Raw genomic sequence first — 24,274 nt, 5'->3', positions numbered from 1 at the left:
GCTTTCGCCTCGGGTCATCCCGCGCGGCCTACTTCCTGAGGTAAAACGGCACCTTCCCCGTGGACCGCAGCGCGTGGTCCGCGGCGAAGAGGTCGGCATAGTGCAGCACATGCGCCTCCGGGTTCTCGGTGTGGAAGGGCGCGTTGGTGGCGTGGGTGGTGACGGTGCTGACCACGCGGTGGGGGAAGCCCAGCTCCTTCAGCAGCATGCCCCCCACCACGCCGTGCGGCAACTCGCGGTAAAGGCGCGTGTATTCCGTGGGCGTGTAGAGCAGCGGCTTGTCCACATCATGCAGGATCAGGATGGACATCATCACGTCCCAGTCCAGCGGGATGCCCCAGTCGGCCATGGCCCGCTGCGCCAGGTCCACGCCCGCGCGCGTCACCTCGTTCACGTGGTGGCCGAGCGGATAGCTGGGGGTGGCGGGCTGGAACACCATGTCCTCCAGCCTCTCGTAAGTCGAGGACGCCCAGGTGGTGACCCAGGCCGTCACGATATCGTCCCGCACCTTGGGCGAGACGCGGTCCAGCCCCCAGAGCCAGTCGCTCACCGCCGCGCGCTGGTGGTTCGTGCCGGTGGTGATGGTGTAGGTCTCGCTCATCGGGGGCTCTCCGTGAAGCTGAAGCGGGCGCCGAGTTCCGCCAGGCGCTTCGCTTCGGCATTGGCGAAGGCGAGGCGCAGGTGGCGCGCCTGACCGGGGCCGAAGAAGGGGCCGGGCAGGGTCATCACGCCGCGATGTTCGGCGAGCCCGGCGGCGGCGTCCATGGCGTCCGGCGCGTCCTTGGGCAGGCGGACATAGGCGAAGTAGGCGCCCAGCGCGTCGATGCGCGCGTGATTCAGCGCGGCGCGGCAGGCCTGCGCGCGCTCCTCCATCAGCCGGCGGTTCGCCTCGCGCCAGTCGCGCAGGGCGGGGATGGCCCAGGCGATGACGCGCTGCGCGGGGCGGGCGGGGCAGATCTGGAAACTGTCCAGCGCCTTGGCGAGCTGCGCCTGGAAGGCCCGCGGCGCGATGACGGCGCCGAGGCGATGGCCCGGGATGCAATGCGCCTTGGAGAAGCTGTAGAGGTGGACCAGGTTCTCGCGCGCCGTCTCGAACAGGTCGTGCGGGGCGGCGGCCAGGAAGTCGCGATAGGTCTCGTCCAGCACGAGCCACAGGCCGCGCCGTGCCGCCAGCTCCGCGAAGGCGGACAGCGTGGCGGCGGGGTAGATGGCGCCCGTCGGGTTGTTGGGGCTGACCAGCAGGATGGCGCGCGTGCGGTCGTTGACCAGTGTTTCCGCCAGCGCCGGGTCGGGCACGAAGCCGTCCTCGGCACGGCAGGGCAGGGGGCGCGCGGTCACACCCTGCATGCGCAGCGTCATCTCGTGGTTGAAGTACCAGGGGGTGGGGACCAGCACCTCCGCACCCGGCTCCGCGATCACGGTCATGGCCATGGCGAAGGCCAGGTTGCAGCCGGCGGTGATGGCGACCTCGGCGGCGCTGATGGTGCTGCCATAGAAGCGCGAGGCGTCCTCCGCCAAGGCCTCGCGCAGCGCGTCATCGCCGGCGATGGGGCCATAGCCGGCGGCGTCGCGCTGGCTGGCCGCCTCGCCCAGCCGCGCCAGCAATTCGGGGTGCGGCGGATAGCCGGGCACGGCCTGGGTCAGGTCCAGCGCCGGCCCGTGCCGGCCCGCATAGCGCGAGGCCCATTCGCGCGCGGCGGGAATGGGCGGTTCGGCGGTGGCGAGGATGGCGGGGGAGAAGCGGGGCAAGGTCAGGGGTCCTCGATCAGCGGGCGGCCCGTCTCGTGCCGCCAATGGTGCCAGAGCAGGCGGGCTGCCAAGCCCCGCGCGGGCGACCAGGCGGCCGCCATCGCCGCCAGCGCGCGCGGCGCGCGCCGCGCCTCCAGCGCGAAGAGGTGCCGCACGGAATTGGCCAGCGCGATGTCGCCCGCGGGAAAGATGTCCGGCCGGTTCTCGGCAAACAGCAGGTGGACCTGCGCCGTCCATGGCCCCAGCCCGCGCACCGTGCAGAGCATGGCGATGGCGGAGTCATCGTCCAGCTCCGCCAGCCGGTCGAAATCCAACGTGCCATCGGTGCAGGCGAGCGCCAGAGCGCGCCCATGCGCCGCCTTGGGGCGCGACAGCCCCGCCACGCCGCACAGCGCGGCATCGTCCAGCGCCAGGAACCCCGCCGGTTCCAGCGCGCCCGGCAGCGCGGACAGCCGCAGCCAGATCGCGCCCGCCGCCTGGTTGCTGATCTGCTGCCCGCAGATGGTGCGCAGCAGCCCCGCGAAGCCGCGCGGGCGCGTGCGCCAGGGCAGGGGCCCCGCGCGTTCCTCGATCGCGGCGAAACGCGGCTCGGCGGCGAAGAGGGCGGTGCGAAGGAAATCCACGCTGCAGGTTTGACGCAAGCGGCGCCGCGCAACAAGCTGCGCCCCCTACGGAGGAATTCGCCATGCAACGCCCCTACACCCAGGCCGACCTCGACGCGCTCTGCGCCTGGGACACGCCCACCATCTGCAACGCGCTGGAGCTGGTGGTGCCCGCCCGCCGCGGCCATGGCTTCACCGTGCGACCGCTGACGGCGGCCCACCCTTCGATGCCCCCCATCTGCGGGCCGGCGCGCGTGGGCACCATCCGCGCCGCCCATCCCTCGGGCCGCAGCAAGGAAGCGGACCGCGCGGCGCGCATCGGCTGGTATGAGTATGTGGCGAACACCGACATGCCGACGGTGGTGGTGCTGCAGGACCTCGACGACGTGCCCGGCACCGGCGCCTTCTGGGGCGAGGTCAACACGAACGTCCACAAGGGGCTGAAGGCGCTGGGCTGCGTGACGAACGGCTCGATCCGCGACCTCGACATGGTGGCCCCGGGCTTCCAGCTGCTGGGCGTGGTGAACCCCTCGCATGCCCATGTCCACATCGTGGATTGGGGCCGCCCCGTGAGTGTCGCCGGCATGGCCGTGAACCATGACGAGGTGGTGCACGCCGACCGCCATGGCGCGGTGGTGATCCCGGCCGAGGCTGTGAAGGCCATCCCCGCCGCCATCGACCTGCTGACGCGCAAGGAGGCCGTGATCCTGGAGATGGCCAAGCGCCCCGATTTCGACATCGGCATGCTGCGCGACGCGCTGGCGAAGTCCGACGAGATCCACTGAATGCCGTTCGACGACGATGCGCCCAAGCCGCGCATGGAGGGGGGCTGGTTCCGCTGGGACCAGCCTCTGGCCAGCGTGAAGCGCGAATGGGTGGACGGCAACGCCCATCTCAACATGGGCTACTACATGGTGGCCTTCGACCTGCAGACGGACCGGGTGTGGACGCCGCTCGGCCTCGGCAACGCGCTGCGGCGCGTGGACATGGGCACCTTCGCGGCCGAGGCCTGGCTCGACTACCAGCGCGAGATGACGGAGGGCATGCCCATCGGCTGCGACAGCATGGTGGTCTCCTTCGACGAGAAGCGCCTCTTGATGAAGCACCGCATGTTCCACTTCACCGAGGGCTGGGTGTCGTCGGAGAACGAGCTTCTCTATCTCTGCATGGACATGACGGCGCGGCGCGTGGGCAAGTGGCCGCAATACGTGCTGGACGGCTTCGCGAAGGTGGCAACGGGCGAACCCACGCGGCGGGTGACGTTGCGCAAGCGGGGTTCCTGACGCGTCCGATCGCCGCCGGGCGGAGCCCGAAGGCGTGAATCGGCCGCGTAGCCACGCGTCCGATCGCCGCAGGGCGCAGCCCGGAGGCGTGAATCGGCCGCGCAGCCACGCGTCCGATCGCCGCAGGGCGCAGCCCGGAGGCGTGAACCGGCCGCAACACCAAGTCGCGGCCCAGGCGCAGCCTGGGACGAGCGGCCGAATGGCCGCCGCGGCCTGTGCCGCGAAGCCAAGGCGGCGCAGCCGCCGCCCGGCGTCTAAGGGCATGAATCAAGCCGCGATGCGGTCGATCCGGTCCCGCAGCCGGTACCACGCCCCCACCATCGGCAGGAACCAGTCCGGGTTGCCGTTGTAGAGGGCGCGGTCCGGGAAGGGCAGCCCGTCCAGCGCGAAGCCGGCATTGGAGGCGCCCGCCATCTTCAGCGCGGCGTTGTGGCCCATCCAGGTCGCCATCGCGACGCCGCTGCCCTGGCAGCCGGCGGCGTAGTGCACGCCCGCCTCCTCGCCCAGATGCGGCAGGTAGTCGAAGGTGAAGGCCACATTGCCCGTCCAGGCATGGGTCACGCGCACGTCGCGCAGCTCGGGCAGCACGGCGCACATCATGGCGTGCAGGCGCGGCGCCGCGGCCTCGGGCGATTGCGGAGCGAAGCTCGCGCGCCCGCCCCAGAGGATGCGCTTCCCGTCCGGCGAGGGCCGGTAGTAGTTCAGCACGCGCTTGGTGTCGCTGATCATGCGCCGCCTGGGGAACAGGCGTTCGATGCGCTCCTCGCCCAGTTCCTCGGTCGCGATGATGTAGGAGGCGACGGGCAGCAGCCGCCGCGTCAGCCAGGGCATGGGCCCGCCGCGCGAATAGCCGTTGGTCGCCATCAGCACGGTGTCGGCGCGCATCTCGCCCGCGCTGGTGTGCAGGCGGAAGCCGGCACCTTCCGGCTGCGCGGCGGCGACCCGCACCTGGTCCACCAGATGCGCGCCGGCGCGTTCCGCTGCGGCGGCCAGGCCGCGCGCATACTTGCCCGGGTGCAGGCTGCCCGACCCCTCGGCGAACATGCCACCATGGTAGTGGGTGGTGGCGATGAAGCCGCCCTCCTCGCCGCGCGGGATCATGCGGGCGGGGTGGCCCGAGATCTCCTGGATGCGCGGCAGGGTCTTGGCCAGGGTGTCGAAATGCTTCGGCGTCCAGGCGCCCACGAAACGGCCGCAGCGCACATAGTCGCACTCGATGCCCTCGCGCGCGATCGTCTCCTCGATGAAGGGGAAGCTGGCGCCGCAGGCGCGGGCGATCTCGGCCGCGCGCTCGGGGCCGAAATTCTTCTCAAGCGGCCCGCGCGCCACCTTCAGCCCGCCCGAGACCATGCCGCCATTGCGCGAGGAGGCCCCCCAGCCGATTCGCTCGGCATCCAGCACCACCACCTCATGGCCCAGGCGCCGCAGGGTGAGCGCGGCGGAGAGCCCCGTGTAACCTCCACCCACGATGGCAACGCGGGTTCGCTCCGGCAGGGTGTTGTCGCGTGCCGGGGGCTCGGCCGCCTCCCACCACCAGGGACGTGCCTTGAAATCCGCCGCGAAGGGATGCCGGTTCATCATCATGCCCAAGGTTGCGCCAGCCGGCACGCGCCGTGCCGCATGGCGCAGCGTGACACGCGTAACGGTCGGCATGGAAGGGTCCGCGCCAGTTGACGGGCGTCCTACGGCCAGTGACGATTGCTGCAAGGCAAAGTTTGGGGGCATGGGTTTTGGCGGTGGATCTGATCCTCACGGGCGGCAGCGTGTTTCGCGGCCTGGCGGGTGGCATGGCGGAGGCCGTGGCGGTAAGCGGCGGCAAGGTGGCCGCGGTCGGCACCAATGCCGAGATCGAGGCGCTGGCCGGGGCGGACACGAAGCGCGTGGCGCTGGACGGGCGGCTGGCGATTCCCGCCTTCAACGAAGCGCATATGCACCTGCTGCCGTTTGGCCTCGGGCTGTCCATGGTGAACCTCCGCGCGGAGGAGGTCCGCACGCTGGACGAGGTCCGCACCCGGCTGCGCGCGGCCGCCGACAAGACGCCCAAGGGCGAGTGGGTGCTGGGGCGTGGCTATGACCATGCCGCACTCGACATCAACCGCCACCCGACGGTCGCGGAGCTGGATGCGGCGGTGCCGGACCATCCGGTCTTCATCACGCGCACCTGCGGCCACATGGGCGTGGCGAACACCGCCGCCCTGCGCGCGGCGGGCATCAACCACAACACGCATGACCCCGAGGGCGGCGTCATCGAACGCCGCGACGGTGCGCTGACGGGGCTGATCCAGGAACGGGCACTTTCGCTCATCAAGGCGGCAGTGCCCTCGCCTGACACGGGGCGCATGGTGGACGCGATCGAGGCGTCGGGGCGGCATCTGGCCGCCATGGGCTTCGCCTCGGCCACCGACATGAATGTGGGCATGACCGCCAACCTCGCGGAAGTGGCGGCCTTCGCCCGCGCCGTCGAGGAAGGCCGCTGCCTGCAACGCATGTGGCAGGTTCTGGCCGGCAACCCCGAGGGCATCGCCGATGACGCCTGGGAAGCGGGCATGCGCCCCTGGAAGCCTGGCGACGACCCGGACGCCATGCTGCGCTGGGGGGCGGTGAAGGTCTTCGCCGATGGCTCGGCGGGCGGGCTGACGGCGGCCTTCTTCGACCCCTACCTCATCGGCAACACCACCGGCGTCTTCACCTTCCCGACCGAGACCATCCACGCGCTGCTGGCCAAGTATCACCAGCAGGGCTGGCAGCTCGACATCCACGCCATCGGCGATGCCGCGATCGAACAGGTGCTGGTGGGCATGGAGCAGGCGGGTGCGACGCCCGACCGCCGCCACCGCATCGAGCATTGCGGCTTCCTGACGCGCGACCAGCGCCGGCGGATGCTGGCGAGCGGCATCCTGCCCGTGCCGCAGCCCATCTTCCTCTACGAGTTCGGCGATCTGTATCTCCGCAACCTCGGCCTGCCGCGTACGGCCGGTGCCTATCCGATGAAGACCTGGCTTTCCGAGGGCCACCACCCTAGCGCCAGCTCGGATGCGCCGGTCTCCACGCCCGACCCCTTCCTGAACCTGCTGACCATGGTGACGCGCCAGACCAACCAGGGCACCGTCTTCGGGCCGGAGGAGCGCCTGTCCATCCAGGAGGCGCTGCACTGCTACACCTGGTGCGGCGCCTACAGCACCTTCGCGGAGAACCAGCGCGGCACGCTGGAGGTGGGCATGGACGCCGACATCGCCGTGATGTCGCGTGACCTCACGCAGATCGCGCCCGAGGAATACCCGGATGTGCAGGCCCACCTGACCCTGCGCGGCGGTGTTCCCATCTTCGACCGCAACGGGGAGCTGGGCTGATGCTGCGCCACGCGCTTCACCGCATCGCGCTGGCCGTGCCGGTGCTCTTCGGGGTGCTTGTGATCGGCTTCCTGCTGATGCAGATCGTCCCCACGGACCCGGCCACCGTCCGCGCGGGCCCCACCGCCACGCAGGAAGTGGTGGCGGCGATCCGCGCGGAGCTGGGGCTCGATCAGCCCATCTGGGTGCAGTTCGGCCTCTATCTCTGGCGGCTGGCGCATGGGGACCTGGGTGTGTCCATCATCAACAACGTGCCGGTGACGCAGGAGCTGGGTGCGACCATCGGCCCGACGGTGGAGCTGATGCTGGCCTCGCTGGTGTGGTCCATTCCCACGGGCATCTTCCTCGGCACCATCGCGGCCTATTGGCGCGGGTCCATCCTGGACCGCACCATCATGGCGGTGAGCGTGGCCGGCGTCTCGGTGCCGGTCTTCTTCCTGGGCCTCGTTTTGATCTGGTTCGCGGGCTTCCAGTGGCAGTTGCTGCCCTTCACCGGCCGCGAGGGGCCGCTGTGGAGCTGGGAGGGCATACGTGCCATCATCCTGCCCGCCATCACGCTGGGCGGCGTGCTGGTGGGACCAGTCGCGCGCATGACGCGCACGGCGGTGGTGGACACGCTCTCCGCCGACCATGTCCGCACCGCCCGCGCCAAGGGGCTGAACGAGCGGCTGGTGGTGCTGCGCCACGCGCTGCGCAACGCGCTGATCCCGGTGGTGACGCTGATCGGGCTGCAGATCGGCTTCCTGCTGGGCGGGGCTGTCGTCACCGAGACCATCTTCTCCTGGCCCGGCGTGGGGCGGCTTGCGGTCGGCGCCATCCTGTCCGCCGATTTCCCCATGGCGCAGGGCACCATCATCGTGCTCTCGGCCGGCTTCATCCTGGTGAATCTGATCGTGGACCTTCTCTACGCGGTGCTCGACCCGCGCGTGCGGCAATCGTGAGGGCATGGCCATGAGCGACACCACCCTCGACGCCACGACCGCGCCAGCGGCCCCCCGCCGCCCCTCGGCGCTGCGCATGCTGCTGCGGGATTTCGGCGGGACGGTCAGCCTCGTCCTCGTCATCCTCATCGTGGTGCTGGCCATCCTGGCACCCTGGCTCGCCCCGCATGACCCCTTCGCCACCGACCTGATGGCGGTGATGGAGCCGCCCTCCTCGCGCTACTGGTTCGGCACGGACGGGCAGGGGCGCGACATCTTCTCGCGCATGCTGTTCGGGCTGCGGGTGACGCTGGGCATGGGTCTCCTCTCGCTGGTCGTGGGTGGCGTGATCGGGGCCGTGGTGGGCTTCTGCGCCGCCTATTACCGGCGCATCGACGGGCTGCTGATGCGGCTGATGGACATGCTGCTGAGCTTCCCGGCCATCCTCTTCGGCCTGGCGCTGGCCGCCATCTTCGGCCCCGGCCTGACGGCCGTCATCATCGCGCTGTCCATCGCCACCATCCCGCTGATGGCGCGCATCGTCCGCAGTTCCGCGCTGGTGGTGATGGGCCTCGACTACATCGAGGCCGCGCGCGCCATCGGCATGAACGACTTCCGGCTGATCTTCCGGCACCTGGCGCCCAACTGCCTCTCCTCCGTCTTCGTGTTCTCCACGCTGCGGCTGGGGCAGGTGATCCTGCTGGGGTCCGCGTTGTCGTTCCTCGGCCTCGGCGCGCAGCCGCCGACGGCGGAGCTGGGGGCCATGGCCGCGCAGGGCCGCAACTTCCTCTTCATCGCGCCGCACATCAGCGTGATCCCCTCCTTGGGCATCTTCGTGATCGTGCTGGCCTTCAACCTGCTGGGCGATGCGCTGCGCGATGCGCTCGATCCCCGGCTTCGCATTTAGGGCGGTTTCCACATGCGCGGAAACCGCCTTTGCCGTCATTTTCCGAGCCGGTTCACGCAATGGCCGCAAGCGGCCATGTGCGATCGGATCTAGTTCAATCAGGGAGAGCAAAGAGATGAAAAGCTTCTGGCAACGCGCGACGCTGGGGGGGCTGGCCGCGATGGGCCTCGCCCTCGTGGCCGGGCAGGCGCAGGCGCAGCCGCGCAACCAGATCACGATCATGCGCGAGATCGACGCCGACCGTTATGACCCCGCGCGCTCCACCGCACTCGCCGCGGGCGAGGTCATCACCATGCTGTCCGACACGCTGGTCAGCATGGACTACGACATGCGCACAATCCGCCCCGGCCTCGCCGAGCGCTGGGACGTGTCGGAGGACGGCCTCAGCTACACCTTCCATCTGCGCCAGGGCGTAACCTTCTGCGATGGCACGCCCTTCACCGCGGAAGCCATGGCCTTCAGCCTCAACCGCTGGATCGGCCGCACCACCCCGCGCGTGACCTCGCCCGTCGCCTGGCGCGCGGGCGATGTGAAGGAAATCCGCGCGAGCGGCCCGCACACGCTGGTCTATGAGCTGAACCGCCCGCATTCGGAGCTGCTGCCCAACCTCGCGCAGTTCTTCGCCTCGGCGCTGGACCCCGCCGCGGTGGAGCGGCTGGGCGACAATTTCGGCGTGCAGGGCTTCAACGGCACCGGCCCCTTCTGCTGGGAGAGCTGGACGCCCCGCAACCAGCTGGTGCTGACGCGCCACCCCAACTACCGCTGGGGCCCGCCCGTGATGCAGAACCAGGGCCCGGCCCATGTGGAGCGCATCGTCTGGCGCGTGATCCCGGAGGCCGCCTCGCGCGTCGCCGCGCTGCAGTCCAACCAGGCGGACCTGACGCAGTACATCCCCGACGCCTTCATCGAGTCGCTGCGCCGGGTGCCCACCATCACCATCAACACGCAGCCCAACTACCTGTGGGACACCTATCTGGGCTTCAAGGTGGACCGCCCGGTGGCCAATGACATCGCCATCCGCCGCGCCTTCCACATGGCGGTGGACCGGCCGGCCATGGTGCGCGCCGTGTGGTCCGGCAATGCGCGGCCCGCGCGCGGCATCATCAACCCCACCGCGCTCGACTACTACGAGGCCGGTGACCAGGGCGTGCCCGCCTTCGACCAGGCGGCCGCGCGCCGCATGCTGGACGAGGCCGGCTGGCGCATGGGCTCCGATGGCGTGCGCGTGAAGGATGGCCAGCGCGCCACGCTCACGCTGTTCGCCATCAACAACCTGGTGAACCAGCGCCTGGGCGAGATCATCCAGCAGGCCGTGCGCCAGGTGGGGATCGAGCTGCGCGTGCAGCTCTTCGACGCGACGGTGGCCTGGGGGCGTCTGGCCAGCCAGGACTTCGACGTGCTGTTCCTGAGCTACCCCTACATCTCGGCCAATGACGCGCTGAACCTCTACTGGCACAGCCGTTCGCGCCCCACGCCGAACCGGATGAACTGGAACGACCCGCAGACCGACGCCTGGCTGGAAGAAGGCCGGTCGGCGACGGACCCCGCGGTGCGGGCGCGTGCCATGGCGGACCTCCAGCGCCAGCTGAACGAGAGCTCGGCCTGGATGAACATCGCGCACAACAACCTGAACCTGTTCAGCACCCGCCGGGTGGAGGGCGCCCGCGCGCACGGCCTCTACGGCATCGCGATCTACAAGGGCCTGGACCTGCGGGTCCGCTGAAGCAGTAAACGGCAAGGAAGCACCACCATGGCCACCACGCTGATCAAGGGCGCCGAACTCATCGTCGCCTGGGATGCCTCGGAAAAGCGGCATGTCTACATGCCGGATGCGGACCTCGCCTTCGAAGGAGGGGTGATCCGCTTCGTCGGCCGGGGCTATGACGGCGTGGCGGACATGGTGGTGGACGGGGCGGGCATGCTGGTCATGCCGGGCCTCGTGAACATCCACTCGCACCCGACCAGCGAGCCGATGAACAAGGGGCTGCTCGACGAGATCGGCAGCCCCGGCCTCTACAACTCCTCGCTCTATGAGTTCATGCCCATCTTCCGCTCGGACGCGGAGGCCGTGCCCGATTGCGTGCGCGTGGCGCTGAGCGAGCTGCTTCTCTCCGGCGTCACCACGCTGTGCGACCTGTCCATGGCGCATCCCGGCTGGCTCGACCTGCTGGCGGAAGCCGGCATGCGCGTCTGCATCGCGCCCATGTTCAAGTCGGCGCGGTGGTTCACCAAGAACGGCCATGTCGTCGAATACGAGTGGGACGAGAAGGCCGGCGAGAAGGCAATGGAAGAGGCCTTTTCCCTGATTCAGCGCGCGGAGCAGCACTCTTCCGGCCGGCTTTTCGGCATGGCATGCCCCGCGCAGATTGATACCTGCACGCCCGAACTCCTGCGCGACAGCCGCGCCGAGGCCCGCGCGCGCGGCATCTCCTGGCAGATCCACGCCGCGCAGTCGGTGGTGGAGTTCCACGAGATCACGCGCCGCCACGGCTTCACGCCCATCCAGTGGCTGCACGAGATGGGGCTGCTCGACCAGCAATCCATCATCGGCCATGGCATCTTCCTAGACGACCACCCGAGCACGCCCTGGCACACGGACCGCGACCTCTCGATCCTCGCCGAGACGGGCACCACGGTCGCGCATTGCCCCACCGTCTTCGCCCGGCGCGGCATCACCATGAAGGATTTCGGGCGCTATCACCGGCGCGGCGTGAACCTCGGCGTGGGCACCGACACCTACCCGCACAACATGCTGGATGAGCTGCGCCTCGTGGCCTATCTCGCCCGCACCCAGGCCACCGACCCGCGCACCACCACCACCAACGACATCTTCAATGCCGCGACCATCGGCGGCGCCCGTGCGCTGGGCCGCGACGATATCGGCCGCCTCGCCGTGGGTGCCCGCGCCGATATCGTGCTGGTGGACGCGACCCATCCGCGCATGCAGCCGCGCCACGACCCCGTGCGCAGCCTGATCTACGCCGCCGGCGACCGCGCGGTGAAGGATGTCTTCGTGGATGGCGAGAAGGTGGTGGAGAATGGCGAGGTCCTGACCATGGATTTCCGCCAGGCCGCCGCCCACCTCGCGGAGGCGCAGAAGCGCATCACTGCCAAGGCCACCCAGCAGGATTGGGCGCACCGGCCGGTGGACAAGATCGCCCCTCCCACCTTCAAGTGGCTGTGATGTCGGAACCCCTGCTCCGCATCGAGGGCCTTCGCACGGTCTTCCGCACCTCGGGCGGCGACGTGCCGGCGGTGGATGGCGTTTCGCTCGAAGTCCATCGCGGCAGGACGCTCGGCATCGTGGGCGAGAGCGGCTGCGGGAAGTCCGTGCTCTCGCTCTCGGTCATGCGGCTGGTGGCGCATCCCGGGCGCATCGCGGCGGGGCGGGTGATGCTGGGCGAGCGTGACCTCGCCTCGCTCTCCATGGCCGAGATGCGCCAGGTGCGCGGCCGTGACATCGCGATGATCTTCCAGGAGCCGATGACCTCGCTGAACCCCGTGCACAGCGTGGGCTTCCAGATCACCGAGGCCATCCGCGCGCATGACCCGCGCGCGAGCAACGCCGAACTCCGCAACCGCGGCATCGAGGCGCTGAAGCGCGTCCGCATCCCCTCGCCGGAGCGGCGCTTCGACGAATACCCGCACCAGCTTTCGGGCGGCATGCGCCAGCGCGTGATGATCGCGATGGCGCTGGCCTGCTCGCCCAAGCTGCTCATCGCCGACGAGCCCACCACGGCGCTGGACGTGACGGTGCAGGCGCAGATCCTGGACCTGCTGCGCGAACTCCAGGCCGAGACCGGCATGGCCATCATCCTCATCACGCACGACCTCGGCGTGATCGCGGAAATGGCCGATGAGGTGGCGGTGATGTATTCGGGCAAGGTCGTCGAGCGCACCAACGCCCGCGCCCTCTTCGAGGACCCGCAGCACCCCTACACGCTGGGCCTGCTCGGCAGCATCCCGCGCCTGGATGAGGACCGCGAGAACCTGCTGGCCATCCGCGGCACCGTGCCCCCGCCCTTCAACCTGCCGCCCGGCTGCCGCTTCAACCCGCGCTGCCCCTTCGCCATCGAGGCATGCCGCGCGGAAATCCCGCCGCTGCGGTCCATCATCCCCGGCCATGAGGTCGCGTGCATCTGCGCGCCCGTCGAAGCGAGTGTGGCGGCATGATTTGCGCCGCCGATTCACGCCTTCGGGCGCCGCTGCGCGCCACCCTTCAGCGATCGGAGGCGGCATGAGTGTCCTTCTTGAGGTCGAGAACCTCGCCAAGCACTACCCCGTCCGCAACGGCGCCATCCTGGCCAGGCAGGTCGGGCTGGTGCGCGCGGTGGACGGCGTCTCCTTCACGCTGAACCGTGGCGAGACGCTGGCCCTGGTGGGCGAGAGCGGCTGCGGCAAGTCCACCACCGCGCGCCTGGTGCTGCGCCTCATCGAGCCCACCACGGGTGCCGTGAAGTTCAAGGGCACCGACATCACGACGCTGGACGGCGCCACGCTCAAGGGCTTCCGCCGCAACGCGCAGATCGTGTTCCAGGACCCCTACGCCTCGCTCAACCCGCGCTACACGGTGGGGCAGACCATCTCCGAGCCGATGGAGGTCCATAACATCGGCGATGCCGCCTCGCGCAAGGCACGGGTCGAGGAATTGCTGAAGCTGGTGGGCCTCGCGCCCTACCACGCGCAGCGCTACGGGCATGAGTTCAGCGGCGGCCAGCGGCAGCGCATCGGCATCGCCCGCGCGCTGGCCGTGGAGCCGGACCTCGTGGTGTGCGACGAGCCGGTCTCCGCGCTCGACGTCTCCATCCAGGCGCAGGTGGTGAACCTGCTGCGCGACCTGCAAAGGCGTCTGGGGCTGGCCTATCTGTTCATCGCGCATGACCTCGCGGTGGTGAAGCACGTGGCCGACCGCATCGCGGTGATGTATCTCGGCCGCATCGTGGAAATCGGCGAGAAGCGCGCGTTGTTCTCCAACCCGCGCCACCCTTACACGCGGGCGCTGCTGGCCGCGATCCCGCACCCGGACCCCTCGCGCAAGGGCCGCGTGACACCGCTCGGCGGCGACGTGCCGAGCCCCATGAACATCCCGCCCGGCTGCCGCTTCCACACGCGCTGCCCCTTTGCCCAGGACATCTGCCGCCAGCAGGACCCCGTGTTGAAGAACGGCGTGGCCTGCCACCTGGCCGATGAACTGCCCCCGGCGGGGGTGGACTTCGCGGGCGGCCTGGCCCCCAATGCGGCCAAGCGGCTCGCCCTCTACGCGGAGGCGGCCGCGCGGACATAACTCGCGCAAGAGGAAAAGCATGGTCCAGGCGATCGTGGCCCCCCGTCAGATGCTGGTGGGGGCGGGAAGCATCGCGCGGCTGGGGGCGCTGCTCGGCCAGTTCGGCTTCTCCCGCCCGCTGGTGGTGACGGACCGCTTCATGGTCTCCTCGGGGCTGGTCGAACGCTGCCTCGCCCCGCTGCGCGAGGCCGGCATGGCCCCTGTCGTGTTCCACGAGACCGTGCCCGACCCGACCGACACGGTGATCGAGGCGGGCGTGGCCGTGCTCCGCGCGGGTGACTACGATGTGCTGCTGGGCTTCGGCGGCGGCAGCCCGATGGACACGGCCAAGGCCATGGCCATCCTCGCCGCCGCGCCGTCCGGTGCGAAAATGCGCGACTTCAAGGTGCCGGTGGCGGCCGACCGCGGCGCGCTGCCCGTCATCTGCGTGCCCACCACGGCCGGCACGGGCAGCGAGGCCACGCGCTTCACCGTCATCACCGACACCGAGACCGACGAGAAGATGCTCATCGCGGGCCTGGGCGCGCTGCCGCTGGCCGCCGTGGTGGACCACGACCTCACCTTCACCCTGCCGCGCCGCATCACGGCCGATACGGGCATCGACAGCCTGACCCATGCGCTGGAGGCCTTCGTCAGCCAGCGCGCCAACCCCGTCTCGGACATGTATGCGCGCGAGGCCATGCGCCTGATCGGCCCCAACCTCCGCCCCGTCTATGCCGATGGCGGCAACGCCGCCGCGCGCGAGGCGATGATGCTGGGCGCGACGCTGGCGGGCCTCGCCTTTTCCAACGCCTCGGTGGCGCTGGTGCATGGCATGTCGCGGCCCATCGGCGCGCATTTCCACGTGCCGCATGGCCTCTCCAACGCCATGCTGCTGCCGGCGGTCACGCGCTTCAGCCTGGACGCGGCACTGCCGCGCTATGCCGAGGCCGCGCGCTGCATGGGCTGCGCGGCGGCGGGCGACGCCGACCAGGTGGCGGGCGCCAAGCTGCTGGAGGAGCTCCGCGCCCTGAACACGGAGCTGGAGGTGCCCACCCCCGCCGCCTGGGGCATCGAGGAGGCGCGCTGGAACGGGCTGCTGCCCACCATGGCGGCGCAGGCCATCGCCTCCGGCAGCCCGGGCAACAACCCGCGCGTGCCGCAGGCCGAGCAGATCATGGCGCTCTATGCGGAGTCCTATCGGGGGGCCTGACGCCCGCCGGCTTCACCCCGCTTGGGACGCCCGCCAGCGGTCCACCCAGGCGGACAGGGCGGCCAGCGGCAGCGGGCGGGCCAGCCAGAAGCCCTGGGCCCGCTCCACGCCCAGATGCCGCAGCGAACGCCAGATGGCGGCGGTGGAGACACCCTCGGCCGTCATGCTCAGCCCCTGCCGCGCCAGCCGCCGCACCTGCTGCCGCGCGCGGGCGGAGGTGGCGAGGCTCTGCACGAAGTCCTTGTCGAGCTTCACGCCGGAGAAGGGCAGGCGCAGCAGGCGCCGCCGCCGGTCATCCATCTCGAAATCATCGATCAGCACCTGGTGGCCGCGCGCGCGCAACCGCCGCACCGAACGGCCCAGGCGGGAGAAGTCGCGCACGGGCGAGGTCTCGGTCAGCTCGATGGCCAGGCGGTGGCGCGGCATCCGGGCCGCGCGCAGCTGGTCCGCGATCCAGGAGAGGGTGTCGCGCTTTTCCAGCTCATCCACCGGCAGGTTCACCGAGACGGCGAGGCCGGCCGGCGCGCCGGCGCGCATCAGGTCGCTCGCCGCGATGCGCGCGACGGCGGCGGCCAGGCGCCGCGCCAGCCCCGCGCGTTCCAGGGCCGGGACGAAGCTGCCGGGGCCGAGCGCCACCGGGTCGCCCCGCCAGCGGGCCAGGGCCTCGACCATCACCAGCCGGCGGTCGCGCACGCGGACGATGGGCTGGTAGCGCAGCAGCAGCCCGTCATCCCCATCGAGCCCCTGCGCCATGCCCGCCAGGCCGCCGCCATGCGGCGTGGGTGGGACGCGCGGGCCGCCCCTCAGCGCCGCGCGGATGCGCGCCTCCAGCTCGGCGGGCGGGGCATGGGCGGGCAGGGGCAGGATGTTGGCGCCGGGCGAGGCCTCGGCCAGGGCGTCGAGCAGGGTGGATTCCACCCCCGTCATCCGCTCCTGGAGAAAGAGGTGCGCGAAGCCGCCCATGCCTTCCAGCACCGCGGCCATCAGCGCGGCATGCCCGTCGAGCACGGTGGGCGGCTCCACCCCGGCCAGGGCCGCGGCGGCCCGGACGGCCTCGGCCAGCCGGGGGTCGCGCGCCACCACGGCGATGCGGGCGGCCGGGGCGGCGTCGGCGGGTTCCGCCTTGGGCCGGGATGTCTCGTTCTGGGGCAAAGGCACCTGGCAATGCGAACAATGCGGTAGCCTATACGCCGCGCCGCCCCGTCTCAATGCCTGGACGCGGCGGGCGGAGCCTTACGGCGTGGCAACCTCCTTCTTTTCGCCGGCACCCTCCGCGGCCAGGCCGGGCCGCAGGCGCTTCGCCCCCGTGTAGAGCACGATGGGGGCGGCGATGAAGATGGAGGAGGAGGTGCAGAGCAGCACGCCGAACAGCATCACCCAGGCGAATCCGGCCAGCGTCGCGCCGCCGAACAGCGCGAGCGGCAGCACGGCCAGCGCCAGCGTCATGGAGGTGCCGAGGGTGCGGTTCAGCGTCTCGTTGATCGAGAGATCCACCACGTCGCGCAGCGGCATCACCTTGTAGCGGCGCAGGTTCTCGCGCATCCGGTCATAGACCACGACCTTGTCGTTCACCGAGAAGCCGATGATGGTCAGGATGGCCGCGATGGTCGTCAGGTTGAACTCGATCTGGAACAGAACCATGAAGCCCACGGCCTTGGTGGTGTCCAGGATCAGGGTGATGAGGGCGGCGAAGCCGAACTCCCATTCGAAGCGCACCCAGATATAGACCATCATCGCCAGCAGCGAGAGGCCGAGCGCGATGAGCCCGCCCTGGAACAGCTCGGCCGAGATGCGGTTGCCCACGGCCTCCACGCGCAGCACGCGCAACCCCTCCTGGGCACCTTCCAGCGCGGCGCGGACGCGGTTCACGACCGCCTGGGTCTGCGCCTCCTCGGAGGGGGCCGGCACGCGGGCCAGCACGGTGAACTCGTCGCCGAAGCGTTGCAGGCCCACATCGCCGGTCTCCAGCCCGGCCACCGCGGCGCGCAGGGCGGGCAGGTTGGCGGGTTCGGGCGTGCGGACCTCCATGATGATGCCGCCCTGGAAGTCGATGCCGCGCTGCAGCCCCGGGTAGAAGGCGCCGATGACCGAGGCGGTGGAGAGCAGGCCCGAGACGAGAAGGCCCGCGACGGCCCCCTTCATGAAGGGAATGCGCGTCACATCCGGCACGATCCGGAACAGCGGGCGGCGCAGGCGCTCGACCAGCCCCGCACCGGGCTTCTCGACCACCGGCAGGTCCTTCGGCCGGCGCCAGCGATACCACCAGACGGTGAAGAGGCGCACCAGCACGGTGGCCGTCCACATCTGCGCCAGCGTGCCGATGGCCACCGTCACCGCGAAGCCCCGCACCGGGCCCGAGCCGAAGCCATAGAGGAAGCCCATGGCGATGAGGTTGGTCAGGTTGGCGTCGAGAATGGTGCCCGAGGCCTTGGTGTAGCCCGTCTCCAGCGCCGAGAGCGGAGAGCGGCCATTCTTCACCTCCTCCCGGATTCGCTCGTTGATCAGGATGTTGGCGTCCAGCGCCGTGCCCAGCGTCAGCACGATGCCCGCGATGCCGGGCAGGGTGAGCGTGGCCTCCAGCAGCGACATGGCCGCGATCAGCAGCAGGATGTTGATGCCGAGCGCGATGTTCGCGATCCAGCCGAACAGCCCATAGGCGAAGCCCATGTAGAGGAAGACGAAGAGGAAGCCGGCGGCGAGGCTGATGAGGCCCGCGCGGATCGCGTCCTCGCCCAGCTCCGGCCCCACGGTGCGTTCCTCCACCACGGTCAGCGGGGCGGGCAGGGCGCCGGCGCGCAGCAGCACGGCCAGGTCATTGGCGGTGCGGACGGTGAAGCTGCCGCTGATCTGCCCGCGGCCGCCCGTGATGGGCTCGCGGATCACGGGGGCGGTGATGACCTTGTCGTCGAGGACGATGGCGAAGGGCCGGCCCACATTGGCGCGGGTGATGTCGGCGAAGCGGCGGGTGCCCAGCGAATCGAAACTGAAATTCACCACCCATTCGCCGGTGCGGCTGTCCTGGGCGGCGCGGGCGTCGTTCAGGTTCGCGCCATCCACCTCCACGCGGCGGCGCACGGCGAAGCGTTCGCCCGTCTGCTCGCCTGTGAGGAACATGACGCCGGGGGGCGCGGTGATGGCCTGGAGGTTGGCCGTCTCGTCCAGCAGGTGGAAGGTCATGCGCGCGGTGCGGCCCAGCAGGTCCTTGATGCGCTGGGGGTCTTCCACGCCGGGCAGTTGGACCAGGATGCGGTTCTGGCCCTGGCGGGCGATCAGCGCCTCGGCCACGCCCGTCTCGTCAATGCGGCGGCGGACGATCTCGATGGATTGCTCGACCGCGTTGGTCGCCTTGGCGCGCAGCCCCGCCTCGGTGATGGTGGCGGTGATGGTGCCATCAGGCCCGGCCGCCACCTCCATGTCGGGTTGCTGGGTGCCGGCGCTGACGGTGATGGGGTTGGCCAGCTCCCGGATGATGCGAAGGGCCGTGTCGCGCTGCGCGGGGTCGGTGATTCGCAGCTGCACCCGGCGCTGGTCGGGCTGGGCGGTCAGGCCGGTGTAGGAGATTCGCGGCGTGGCCTGGCCCAGGCCCCGGCGCGTGCCCTCGACCACCGCCTCCAGCCGCTCGCGCAGCAGGACGGAGGTGTCCACCTCCAGCAGCAGGTAGGAACCGCCGCGCAGATCGAGGCCCAGGTTCACCTGGCGCATGGGGAACCACTCGGGCGCGGAGGCGCGCGGGAAGAGGTTGGGCAGGCTCAGCAGCAGCGCCGCCAGGCAAACGCCCAGGATGGAAAACGTCTTCCAACGCGAAAAATACATCATGTGACCGAAGAGCCCCGTCTGCGCGGCGGGAACATGACGAGGGGGAGGGGGGGATGCAAGTGCGCCCCGCTCAGGCTAGGCATGACGCAACATGTCCTTACGCATCGGCGTCCTCGGCGCGGGCTATTTCGGCCGCTTCCATGCCCTCAAGCTGGCGCGCGCCCACGGCGCCACCCTGGTGGGGCTGCACGACGCGGACCCTGGCCGGGCCGCGCTTGTGGCGGGCGAGGCGGGCTGCCCCACCCTGGGCGCCGAGGAACTGATCGCGGCGTGCGACGCCGTGGTGATCGCGACCCCCACCCGCTTCCATGCCCCGCTGGCGACCCGGGCGCTGGAGGCCGGGCGGCATGTCTTTGTGGAAAAGCCCATCGCCGCCACGACCGAAGAGGCCGATGCGCTGGTGGCGCTGGCCGCGGCGCGGGGCCGTGTGCTGATGGTGGGGCATATCGAGCGCCATTCGGCCGCCATCCGCACGCTGCGGACCTCGCTGGCCATTCCTTCAGGGGGGGGGCGGCGGCTTCGGGCCATCGAGGCGGTGCGCGTCGCCCCCTTCCGGCCGCGCAGCCTGGATGTCTCGGTCGTGCTCGACCTGATGATCCATGACCTGGATTTAATTCTCTCCCTGGTGCCGGCTCCGCTGGCGGAGGTCCGCGCCGTGGGCGGCCGCGTGGCCAGCGACCATCCGGACTGGGCGGTGGCCCAGCTGCGCTTCGCCGACGGCACCCAGGCCCAGGTGACGGCGAGCCGCGTCGCCGTCGGCCTCGAACGCCGCCTGCGGGCCATGGGCCCGGAGGGCGAGCTGCGGGTGGATTTCCTGGCCCGCAGCCTGGAAGCCCTGGCCCCGGGCGGGGCGGCCCCGGTGGAGCACATGCCCGGCTGGGGCCTGGACCGGCATTCCTGGACCGACCATGACAGCCTGGAGGCCCAGCACGCGGCCTTCCTGGCCGCCATCCAGGGCGGCGGCGCCTATGAGGCCGATGGCGCGGCGGGGCGCGCGGCGCTGGATGCGGCGTTGCGGGTCGAAGCCAGCCTCGCCGGCTAGAACACCAGCCGCCCTCGCGGGTGGGACCACCAGCCGCTACAGTCGGACCACACAGCGCCCGCCATGCGCTACGAGAGGATGCAATGGATTTCGGAAGCCTGATCACCCTGGGACTGATCGTCCTGCTGCTGATGGCCTCCGCGCTGTTCTCCGGGACCGAGACGGCCTTCACCGCCGCGAGCCGCGCCTTCGTGCTGCGCCGCGCGCGCGAGGGCGACCGCCGCGCCAACCGCCTCTCCGGCCTTACCGAGCGGAAGGAGCAGGTGGTGGCCGCCATCCTGGTCGGCAACAACCTGGTGAACACCACGGCCACCGCGCTCGCTTCCGCGCTCCTCATCACCTGGTTCGGAGAGGGCGGGGTGGTCTATGCCTCGCTGGTGATGACGGCGCTGCTCGTCATTTTCTCCGAAGTGCTGCCCAAGACCCTGGCACTTCGGGGCCCGGACCAGGCGGCGCTGCGCCTCACGCCCCTGCTGGCGGTCGTCATGGCGCTGCTGGGGCCGGTGGCGCGGGGGGTGAACGGCATCGTGCGCTTCACGCTGGGCCTGTTCGGCACCAAGCCCCCGGCCGCCGACAACCCCGGCATCACGGAAGACGAGCTGCTGGGCGCGATCGAGCTGCACGGCATGGGCCACAAGGGCGAGGCGGACCTCGCCGCCATGGAGGAACGCCGCATGCTGCGCGGCGTGCTGGCGCTGGACGACATGGTGGTGCGCGACGTGATGACCCACCGCTCGCGCGTGGTGGCGCTGGACGCGGACCGCCCGGCGGCCGAGCTCGTGGCGCTGCTGCTGGACCAGCCCCACCAGCGCCTGCCGCTGTGGCGGCGCAATGGCGAGGACCTGCTCGGCATCATCAGCCCGCGCGACGTGCTGCGGGCGCTGACGGCCGCGGGGGGCGATGCCGCGCGGCTGGACCTCGCCGCCATCGCGACACCCCCCATGGTGGTGAGCGAGGGGCGGCCGCTGCGCGCCCAGCTCCAGGATTTCCGGCGCACGCCGCACCGCATCGCCATCGTGGTGGACGAGTACGGAACCTTGAAGGGGATCGTGACGCTCGAGGACATCCTGGAAGTGGTGGTGGGCCAGATCGCGGAGCGTGGCGAGCCCATTCTCTCCGACCTCGCGGCCAGCGGCACCCTGGAAATCCGGGGCGATGTGCGCCTGCGCGACCTCAATCGCGAGCTGGGCTGGAACCTGCCCGAGAACGAGGCCGCGACCTTGGCCGGCTTCGTCGTGGGGCGGCACCGCGGCATCCCGCCCGTGGGGCAGGAGCTGGTGCTGGATGGCTATGGAATCCGCATCCTGGAACGGCGCGGACTGCGGCTGGACCGGCTTTCGGTGCGCCCGCCGGAGGGGCCCACCCAGGGACTGAACGCCTAGAGCATGCTGCGCTCACATGCGTTCACGCAGCCTGCTCCAGACTTCGTTGGGAGCGGGATTCAACGTTTTCGGTGATTCCACCTCAACGCATCCCGCCCTAAAGCCGCGCCTGCTCCGCCTGGAGGCAGGCGGCGAGGCGCGGCAGCAGGTCCTGCGCGGGCAGGGGTGGCAGGAGGCGCAGGATGATGGTGCCCGGCCGCTTGAGGAAGGCGCGCTTGCCCCAGACGCGCCCGCTGTTGGTCGCGACCGGGATCACCGGCAGGCCGGTCGCCCTGGCGAGCGCCAGGATGCCGGGTTGCAGCGGCACCGTCTCACCGGGAGGCACGCGGGTGCCCTCGGGGAAGATCACGATCTGCCGGCCGGCGGCGGTCGCTTCCTTGGCGTCGCGCAGCAGGCCGCGCATGGCCTTCGCACCCGCCTTGCGGTCCACGCTGATCATTCCCGCATGGCGGGCGTTCCAGCCGAAGACGGGGATGCGCACCAGTTCCCGCTTCAGGACATAGACGTTGTCCGGCACCAGGGTGATCCAGATGAGGGTGTCGAAGGCCGATTCATGGCGCGGGGCGATGAGGGCGGGCCCGCCCGTGGGCAGATGCTCGCGCCCCTCCACCACGATCCTCACGCCGCAGATGAAGCGCAGCATGGCCACCGAGCCCCGCGCCCAGACGCGCATGGCCCAGCGCATCCCGCCGGGCGGCGCCGCCAGCAGCGGCAGCGCCGCGAGCGAGATCAGCGTCGTGAAGCCATAGAAGCCGATGTTGAACAGCAGCGAACGCAGCAGCACCATGTTCAGATCGCGACCCTGACGCCCAGCTCCACCACCCGGTCGGAGGGGATGCGGAAGAATTCCGTGGCCGGCACGGCGTTGCGGCTCATCAGCGTGAACAGCCATTGCCGCCAGCGCGACATGCGCGGCACGGCCGCCGCCACGATGGTCTCGCGGCCGAGGAAATAGCTGGTCTGCATGTGTTCGAAGGGGATGCCCAGCTCACGCAGGGATTCGAGTTCGCGCGGGATGTTGGGGCTCTCCTGGAAACCATAGTGCAGGCTGATGCGGTGGATGCCGGGGGCCAGCTCCTCCACCTCGCGCCGGCGGTCGGCCGCGACATGGGGGATGCTTTCGTTGGTCACGGTCACGAACAGCACGTTCTCGTGCAGCACCTTGTTGTGCTTGAGGTTGTGCAGCAGCGCGCCGGGCAGGTAGTCGGCCTGGCTGGTCATGAAGACCGCGATGCCGGGCACGCGCAGGGTGCGGCTCTGCGGCAGCCGCGCGATGAAGGAGCGCAAGGGAAGCCCATCCTGCCGGAAGCGGGCGAAGAGCAGGTCCCGCCCGCGCTGCCAGGTGGTCATCAGCAGGAAGATCCCGGTGCCGACGATCAGCGGCACATAGCCCCCATCGGGAATCTTCAGCACGTTGGAGGCGAAGAACACCACGTCCAGCACCAGGAAGGCGCCGAAGACCGGGATGACCAGCGCGACCGGCCAGCGGAACTGCGCGCGGTAGACGGCCGCCGCCAGCAGGGTGGTGCAGACGAAGGTGCCCGTCACGGCGAAGCCATAGGCCGCGGCCAGCCGCTCGGACTCGCCGAAGATGATGACCAGCGTCAGCACGCCCACCAGCAGGAGGAAATTCACCTGGGGCAGGTAGATCTGCCCCTCCTCGGTCGCGGAGGTGTGGCGCACTTCGAGCCGCGGCAGGAAGCCCATCTGCACGCATTGCCGTGCGATGGAGAAGGCGCCCGAGATCATCGCCTGGCTCGCGATGATGGTGGCCATGGTCGCCAGCACCACCAGCGGCAGGCGGAACCATTCAGGCGCCAGCATGTAGAAGGGGTTCACCAGCGCCTCGGGCTCGAACAGCAGCAGCGCGCCCTGGCCGAAATAGTTCAGGCACAGCGCCGGCAGCACGAAGAACAGCCAAGCGTAGCGCATGGGCTTGCGGCCGAAATGCCCCATGTCGGCATAGAGCGCCTCCGCCCCCGTCACCGCCAGCACGACCGAGCCGAAGGCGATGAAGGCGATCACCCCATAGGCCATCGTGAACTGGATGGCGTAGTGCGGCGACAGCGCCACCAGGATGCTGGGGTGGCGGATGATCTCGACGAGGCCGAGCGCGCCGATGACCAGGAACCACACGGCGCAGATGGGCCCGAACACCATGCCCACGGCCCCGGTGCCGCGCGACTGCACCAGGAAGAGCAGCAGCAGGACCACCACCGCCAGCGGGACCACCGCCTCCTCGAAGGCGGGCGAGACGACCTTCAGGCCTTCCACCGCGGAAAGCACCGAGATGGCGGGCGTGATGATGCCATCCCCGAAGAACAGGCTGGCACCCACCATGCCGATGACGATGGCGACCGCCTTGGCGCGGGGGGAGGTGAGGCCGCGCTGGGCCAGCGCCGTCAGCGCCAGGATGCCGCCCTCGCCCCGGTTGTCGGCCCGCAGCACGAAGGCCACGTATTTGAGGGTGACGACGATGTTCAGCGACCAGAAGATCAGGCTGAGCAGCCCCAGGATCTCCCACCGTTCCAGCCCGTCATGGCTGAAATGATGCGCCGCCGCCCGCATGGCATAGAGCGGGCTGGTGCCGATGTCGCCATAGACGACGCCCAGCACGCCCAGCAAGGCAGCGCCGCTCGCGGCGCGCTCAGGGGTGCGGCTTTCAGGCTTGAGGGGATCGGCCAAGGACGTGCTCCGTCACGGTGCGGCGCGCGGTGTGAACCCGCCGCCGGCCCGGATCAAACCTG

The 24,274-nt window shown here is 70.4% G+C and carries 20 protein-coding genes; 12 read left to right on the top strand and 8 right to left on the bottom strand.

Annotated features, from left to right (window positions below; all coding sequences use genetic code 11):
• Positions 1-28: 28 nt before the first annotated feature.
• The 3 genes from GGQ83_RS10840 to GGQ83_RS10830 are packed head-to-tail and all read right to left on the bottom strand — an operon-like array spanning position 29 to position 2,372.
• Positions 29-601, bottom strand: coding sequence for an HD domain-containing protein (locus tag GGQ83_RS10840; RefSeq protein ID WP_184383827.1), 573 nt, complete (start codon positions 599-601; stop codon positions 29-31).
• Positions 598-1,749: an aminotransferase gene (locus GGQ83_RS10835; protein ID WP_242535066.1), complete on the bottom strand. Its 1,152-nt coding sequence runs from the start codon at positions 1,747-1,749 to the stop codon at positions 598-600. The genes GGQ83_RS10840 and GGQ83_RS10835 overlap by 4 nt, the downstream gene beginning before the upstream one ends.
• A gap of 2 nt (positions 1,750-1,751) precedes the next feature.
• Positions 1,752-2,372 (bottom strand): DNA-3-methyladenine glycosylase family protein, encoded by a 621-nt coding sequence (locus GGQ83_RS10830; RefSeq protein ID WP_184383825.1) that lies wholly within the window; start codon positions 2,370-2,372, stop codon positions 1,752-1,754.
• A gap of 62 nt (positions 2,373-2,434) precedes the next feature.
• On the opposite strand from GGQ83_RS10830, the gene GGQ83_RS10825 reads away from it, so the two are divergent.
• Positions 2,435-3,136 carry an RraA family protein gene (locus GGQ83_RS10825; RefSeq protein ID WP_184383823.1) on the top strand — a complete coding sequence of 234 codons (702 nt, stop codon included), beginning with the start codon at positions 2,435-2,437 and terminating at the stop codon, positions 3,134-3,136.
• Positions 3,137-3,634 carry a thioesterase family protein gene (locus GGQ83_RS10820; protein WP_184383821.1) on the top strand — a complete coding sequence of 166 codons (498 nt, stop codon included), beginning with the start codon at positions 3,137-3,139 and terminating at the stop codon, positions 3,632-3,634. It begins immediately after the preceding gene.
• A gap of 267 nt (positions 3,635-3,901) precedes the next feature.
• Here GGQ83_RS10820 and GGQ83_RS10815 read toward each other — a convergent pair whose 3' ends face one another.
• Entirely contained in the window at positions 3,902-5,287 is a 1,386-nt protein-coding gene (locus GGQ83_RS10815; protein ID WP_242535064.1) for an NAD(P)/FAD-dependent oxidoreductase, read from the bottom strand.
• Between the two features lie 83 nt (positions 5,288-5,370).
• Here GGQ83_RS10815 and GGQ83_RS10810 point away from each other — a divergent pair, with 83 nt between their 5' ends.
• From GGQ83_RS10810 to GGQ83_RS10775, 8 genes are all read left to right on the top strand, one after another.
• Entirely contained in the window at positions 5,371-6,984 is a 1,614-nt protein-coding gene (locus GGQ83_RS10810; protein ID WP_311727867.1) for an amidohydrolase, read from the top strand.
• Positions 6,984-7,925 carry an ABC transporter permease gene (locus tag GGQ83_RS10805; protein ID WP_184383817.1) on the top strand — a complete coding sequence of 314 codons (942 nt, stop codon included), beginning with the start codon at positions 6,984-6,986 and terminating at the stop codon, positions 7,923-7,925. Before GGQ83_RS10810 ends, GGQ83_RS10805 begins: the two co-directional genes overlap by 1 nt.
• 10 nt (positions 7,926-7,935) lie before the next feature.
• Positions 7,936-8,811 (top strand): ABC transporter permease, encoded by an 876-nt coding sequence (locus GGQ83_RS10800; RefSeq protein ID WP_184383816.1) that lies wholly within the window; start codon positions 7,936-7,938, stop codon positions 8,809-8,811.
• A gap of 115 nt (positions 8,812-8,926) precedes the next feature.
• On the top strand, positions 8,927-10,534 hold the full coding sequence (locus GGQ83_RS10795) for an ABC transporter substrate-binding protein (protein ID WP_184383814.1): 1,608 nt from the start codon (positions 8,927-8,929) through the stop codon (positions 10,532-10,534).
• Positions 10,535-10,561: 27 nt separating this feature from the next.
• Positions 10,562-11,995, top strand: a complete 1,434-nt coding sequence (locus tag GGQ83_RS10790) for an amidohydrolase family protein (RefSeq protein WP_184383812.1) — start codon at positions 10,562-10,564, stop codon at positions 11,993-11,995.
• The gene (locus GGQ83_RS10785; RefSeq protein ID WP_184383811.1) at positions 11,995-12,984 is read left to right on the top strand and encodes an ABC transporter ATP-binding protein; all 990 of its coding nucleotides are present in this window, start codon (positions 11,995-11,997) and stop codon (positions 12,982-12,984) included. Before GGQ83_RS10790 ends, GGQ83_RS10785 begins: the two co-directional genes overlap by 1 nt.
• A gap of 64 nt (positions 12,985-13,048) precedes the next feature.
• Complete coding sequence (locus GGQ83_RS10780; RefSeq protein ID WP_184383810.1) at positions 13,049-14,095, top strand: ABC transporter ATP-binding protein; 1,047 nt, start codon at positions 13,049-13,051, stop codon at positions 14,093-14,095.
• 19 nt (positions 14,096-14,114) lie between these two features.
• A complete protein-coding gene (locus tag GGQ83_RS10775; RefSeq protein WP_184383809.1) occupies positions 14,115-15,287 on the top strand; it encodes an iron-containing alcohol dehydrogenase in 1,173 nt (390 codons plus the stop codon).
• A 12-nt stretch (positions 15,288-15,299) separates the two neighbouring features.
• Here the strand turns inward: GGQ83_RS10775 and GGQ83_RS10770 are convergent, their stop codons facing one another.
• Both GGQ83_RS10770 and secD read right to left on the bottom strand, forming a co-directional pair.
• The gene (locus GGQ83_RS10770) at positions 15,300-16,445 is read right to left on the bottom strand and encodes an EAL domain-containing protein (RefSeq protein ID WP_184383808.1); all 1,146 of its coding nucleotides are present in this window, start codon (positions 16,443-16,445) and stop codon (positions 15,300-15,302) included.
• 75 nt (positions 16,446-16,520) lie between these two features.
• Positions 16,521-19,103 (bottom strand): protein translocase subunit SecD, encoded by a 2,583-nt coding sequence (gene secD, locus GGQ83_RS10765; RefSeq protein WP_184383807.1) that lies wholly within the window; start codon positions 19,101-19,103, stop codon positions 16,521-16,523.
• A gap of 91 nt (positions 19,104-19,194) precedes the next feature.
• Here secD and GGQ83_RS10760 point away from each other — a divergent pair, with 91 nt between their 5' ends.
• Positions 19,195-20,145, top strand: coding sequence for a Gfo/Idh/MocA family protein (locus tag GGQ83_RS10760; RefSeq protein WP_184383806.1), 951 nt, complete (start codon positions 19,195-19,197; stop codon positions 20,143-20,145).
• 83 nt (positions 20,146-20,228) lie between these two features.
• Entirely contained in the window at positions 20,229-21,527 is a 1,299-nt protein-coding gene (locus GGQ83_RS10755) for an HlyC/CorC family transporter (RefSeq protein ID WP_184383805.1), read from the top strand.
• Between the two features lie 97 nt (positions 21,528-21,624).
• Here GGQ83_RS10755 and GGQ83_RS10750 read toward each other — a convergent pair whose 3' ends face one another.
• Together GGQ83_RS10750 and GGQ83_RS10745 are read right to left on the bottom strand one after the other, a co-directional pair.
• Positions 21,625-22,314: a lysophospholipid acyltransferase family protein gene (locus GGQ83_RS10750; RefSeq protein WP_184383804.1), complete on the bottom strand. Its 690-nt coding sequence runs from the start codon at positions 22,312-22,314 to the stop codon at positions 21,625-21,627.
• A 2-nt stretch (positions 22,315-22,316) separates the two neighbouring features.
• Positions 22,317-24,212 carry a potassium transporter Kup gene (locus GGQ83_RS10745; protein WP_221223493.1) on the bottom strand — a complete coding sequence of 632 codons (1,896 nt, stop codon included), beginning with the start codon at positions 24,210-24,212 and terminating at the stop codon, positions 22,317-22,319.
• Positions 24,213-24,274: the final 62 nt, after the last annotated feature.

The sequence above is a fragment of the Roseococcus suduntuyensis genome, from assembly GCF_014196305.1.
GTDB classification, from domain to species: Bacteria; Pseudomonadota; Alphaproteobacteria; order Acetobacterales; family Acetobacteraceae; genus Roseococcus; species Roseococcus suduntuyensis.
The sequence above is the reverse complement of the archived record's forward strand: the minus strand, read 5'-3'. Positions and strand labels throughout refer to the sequence as shown.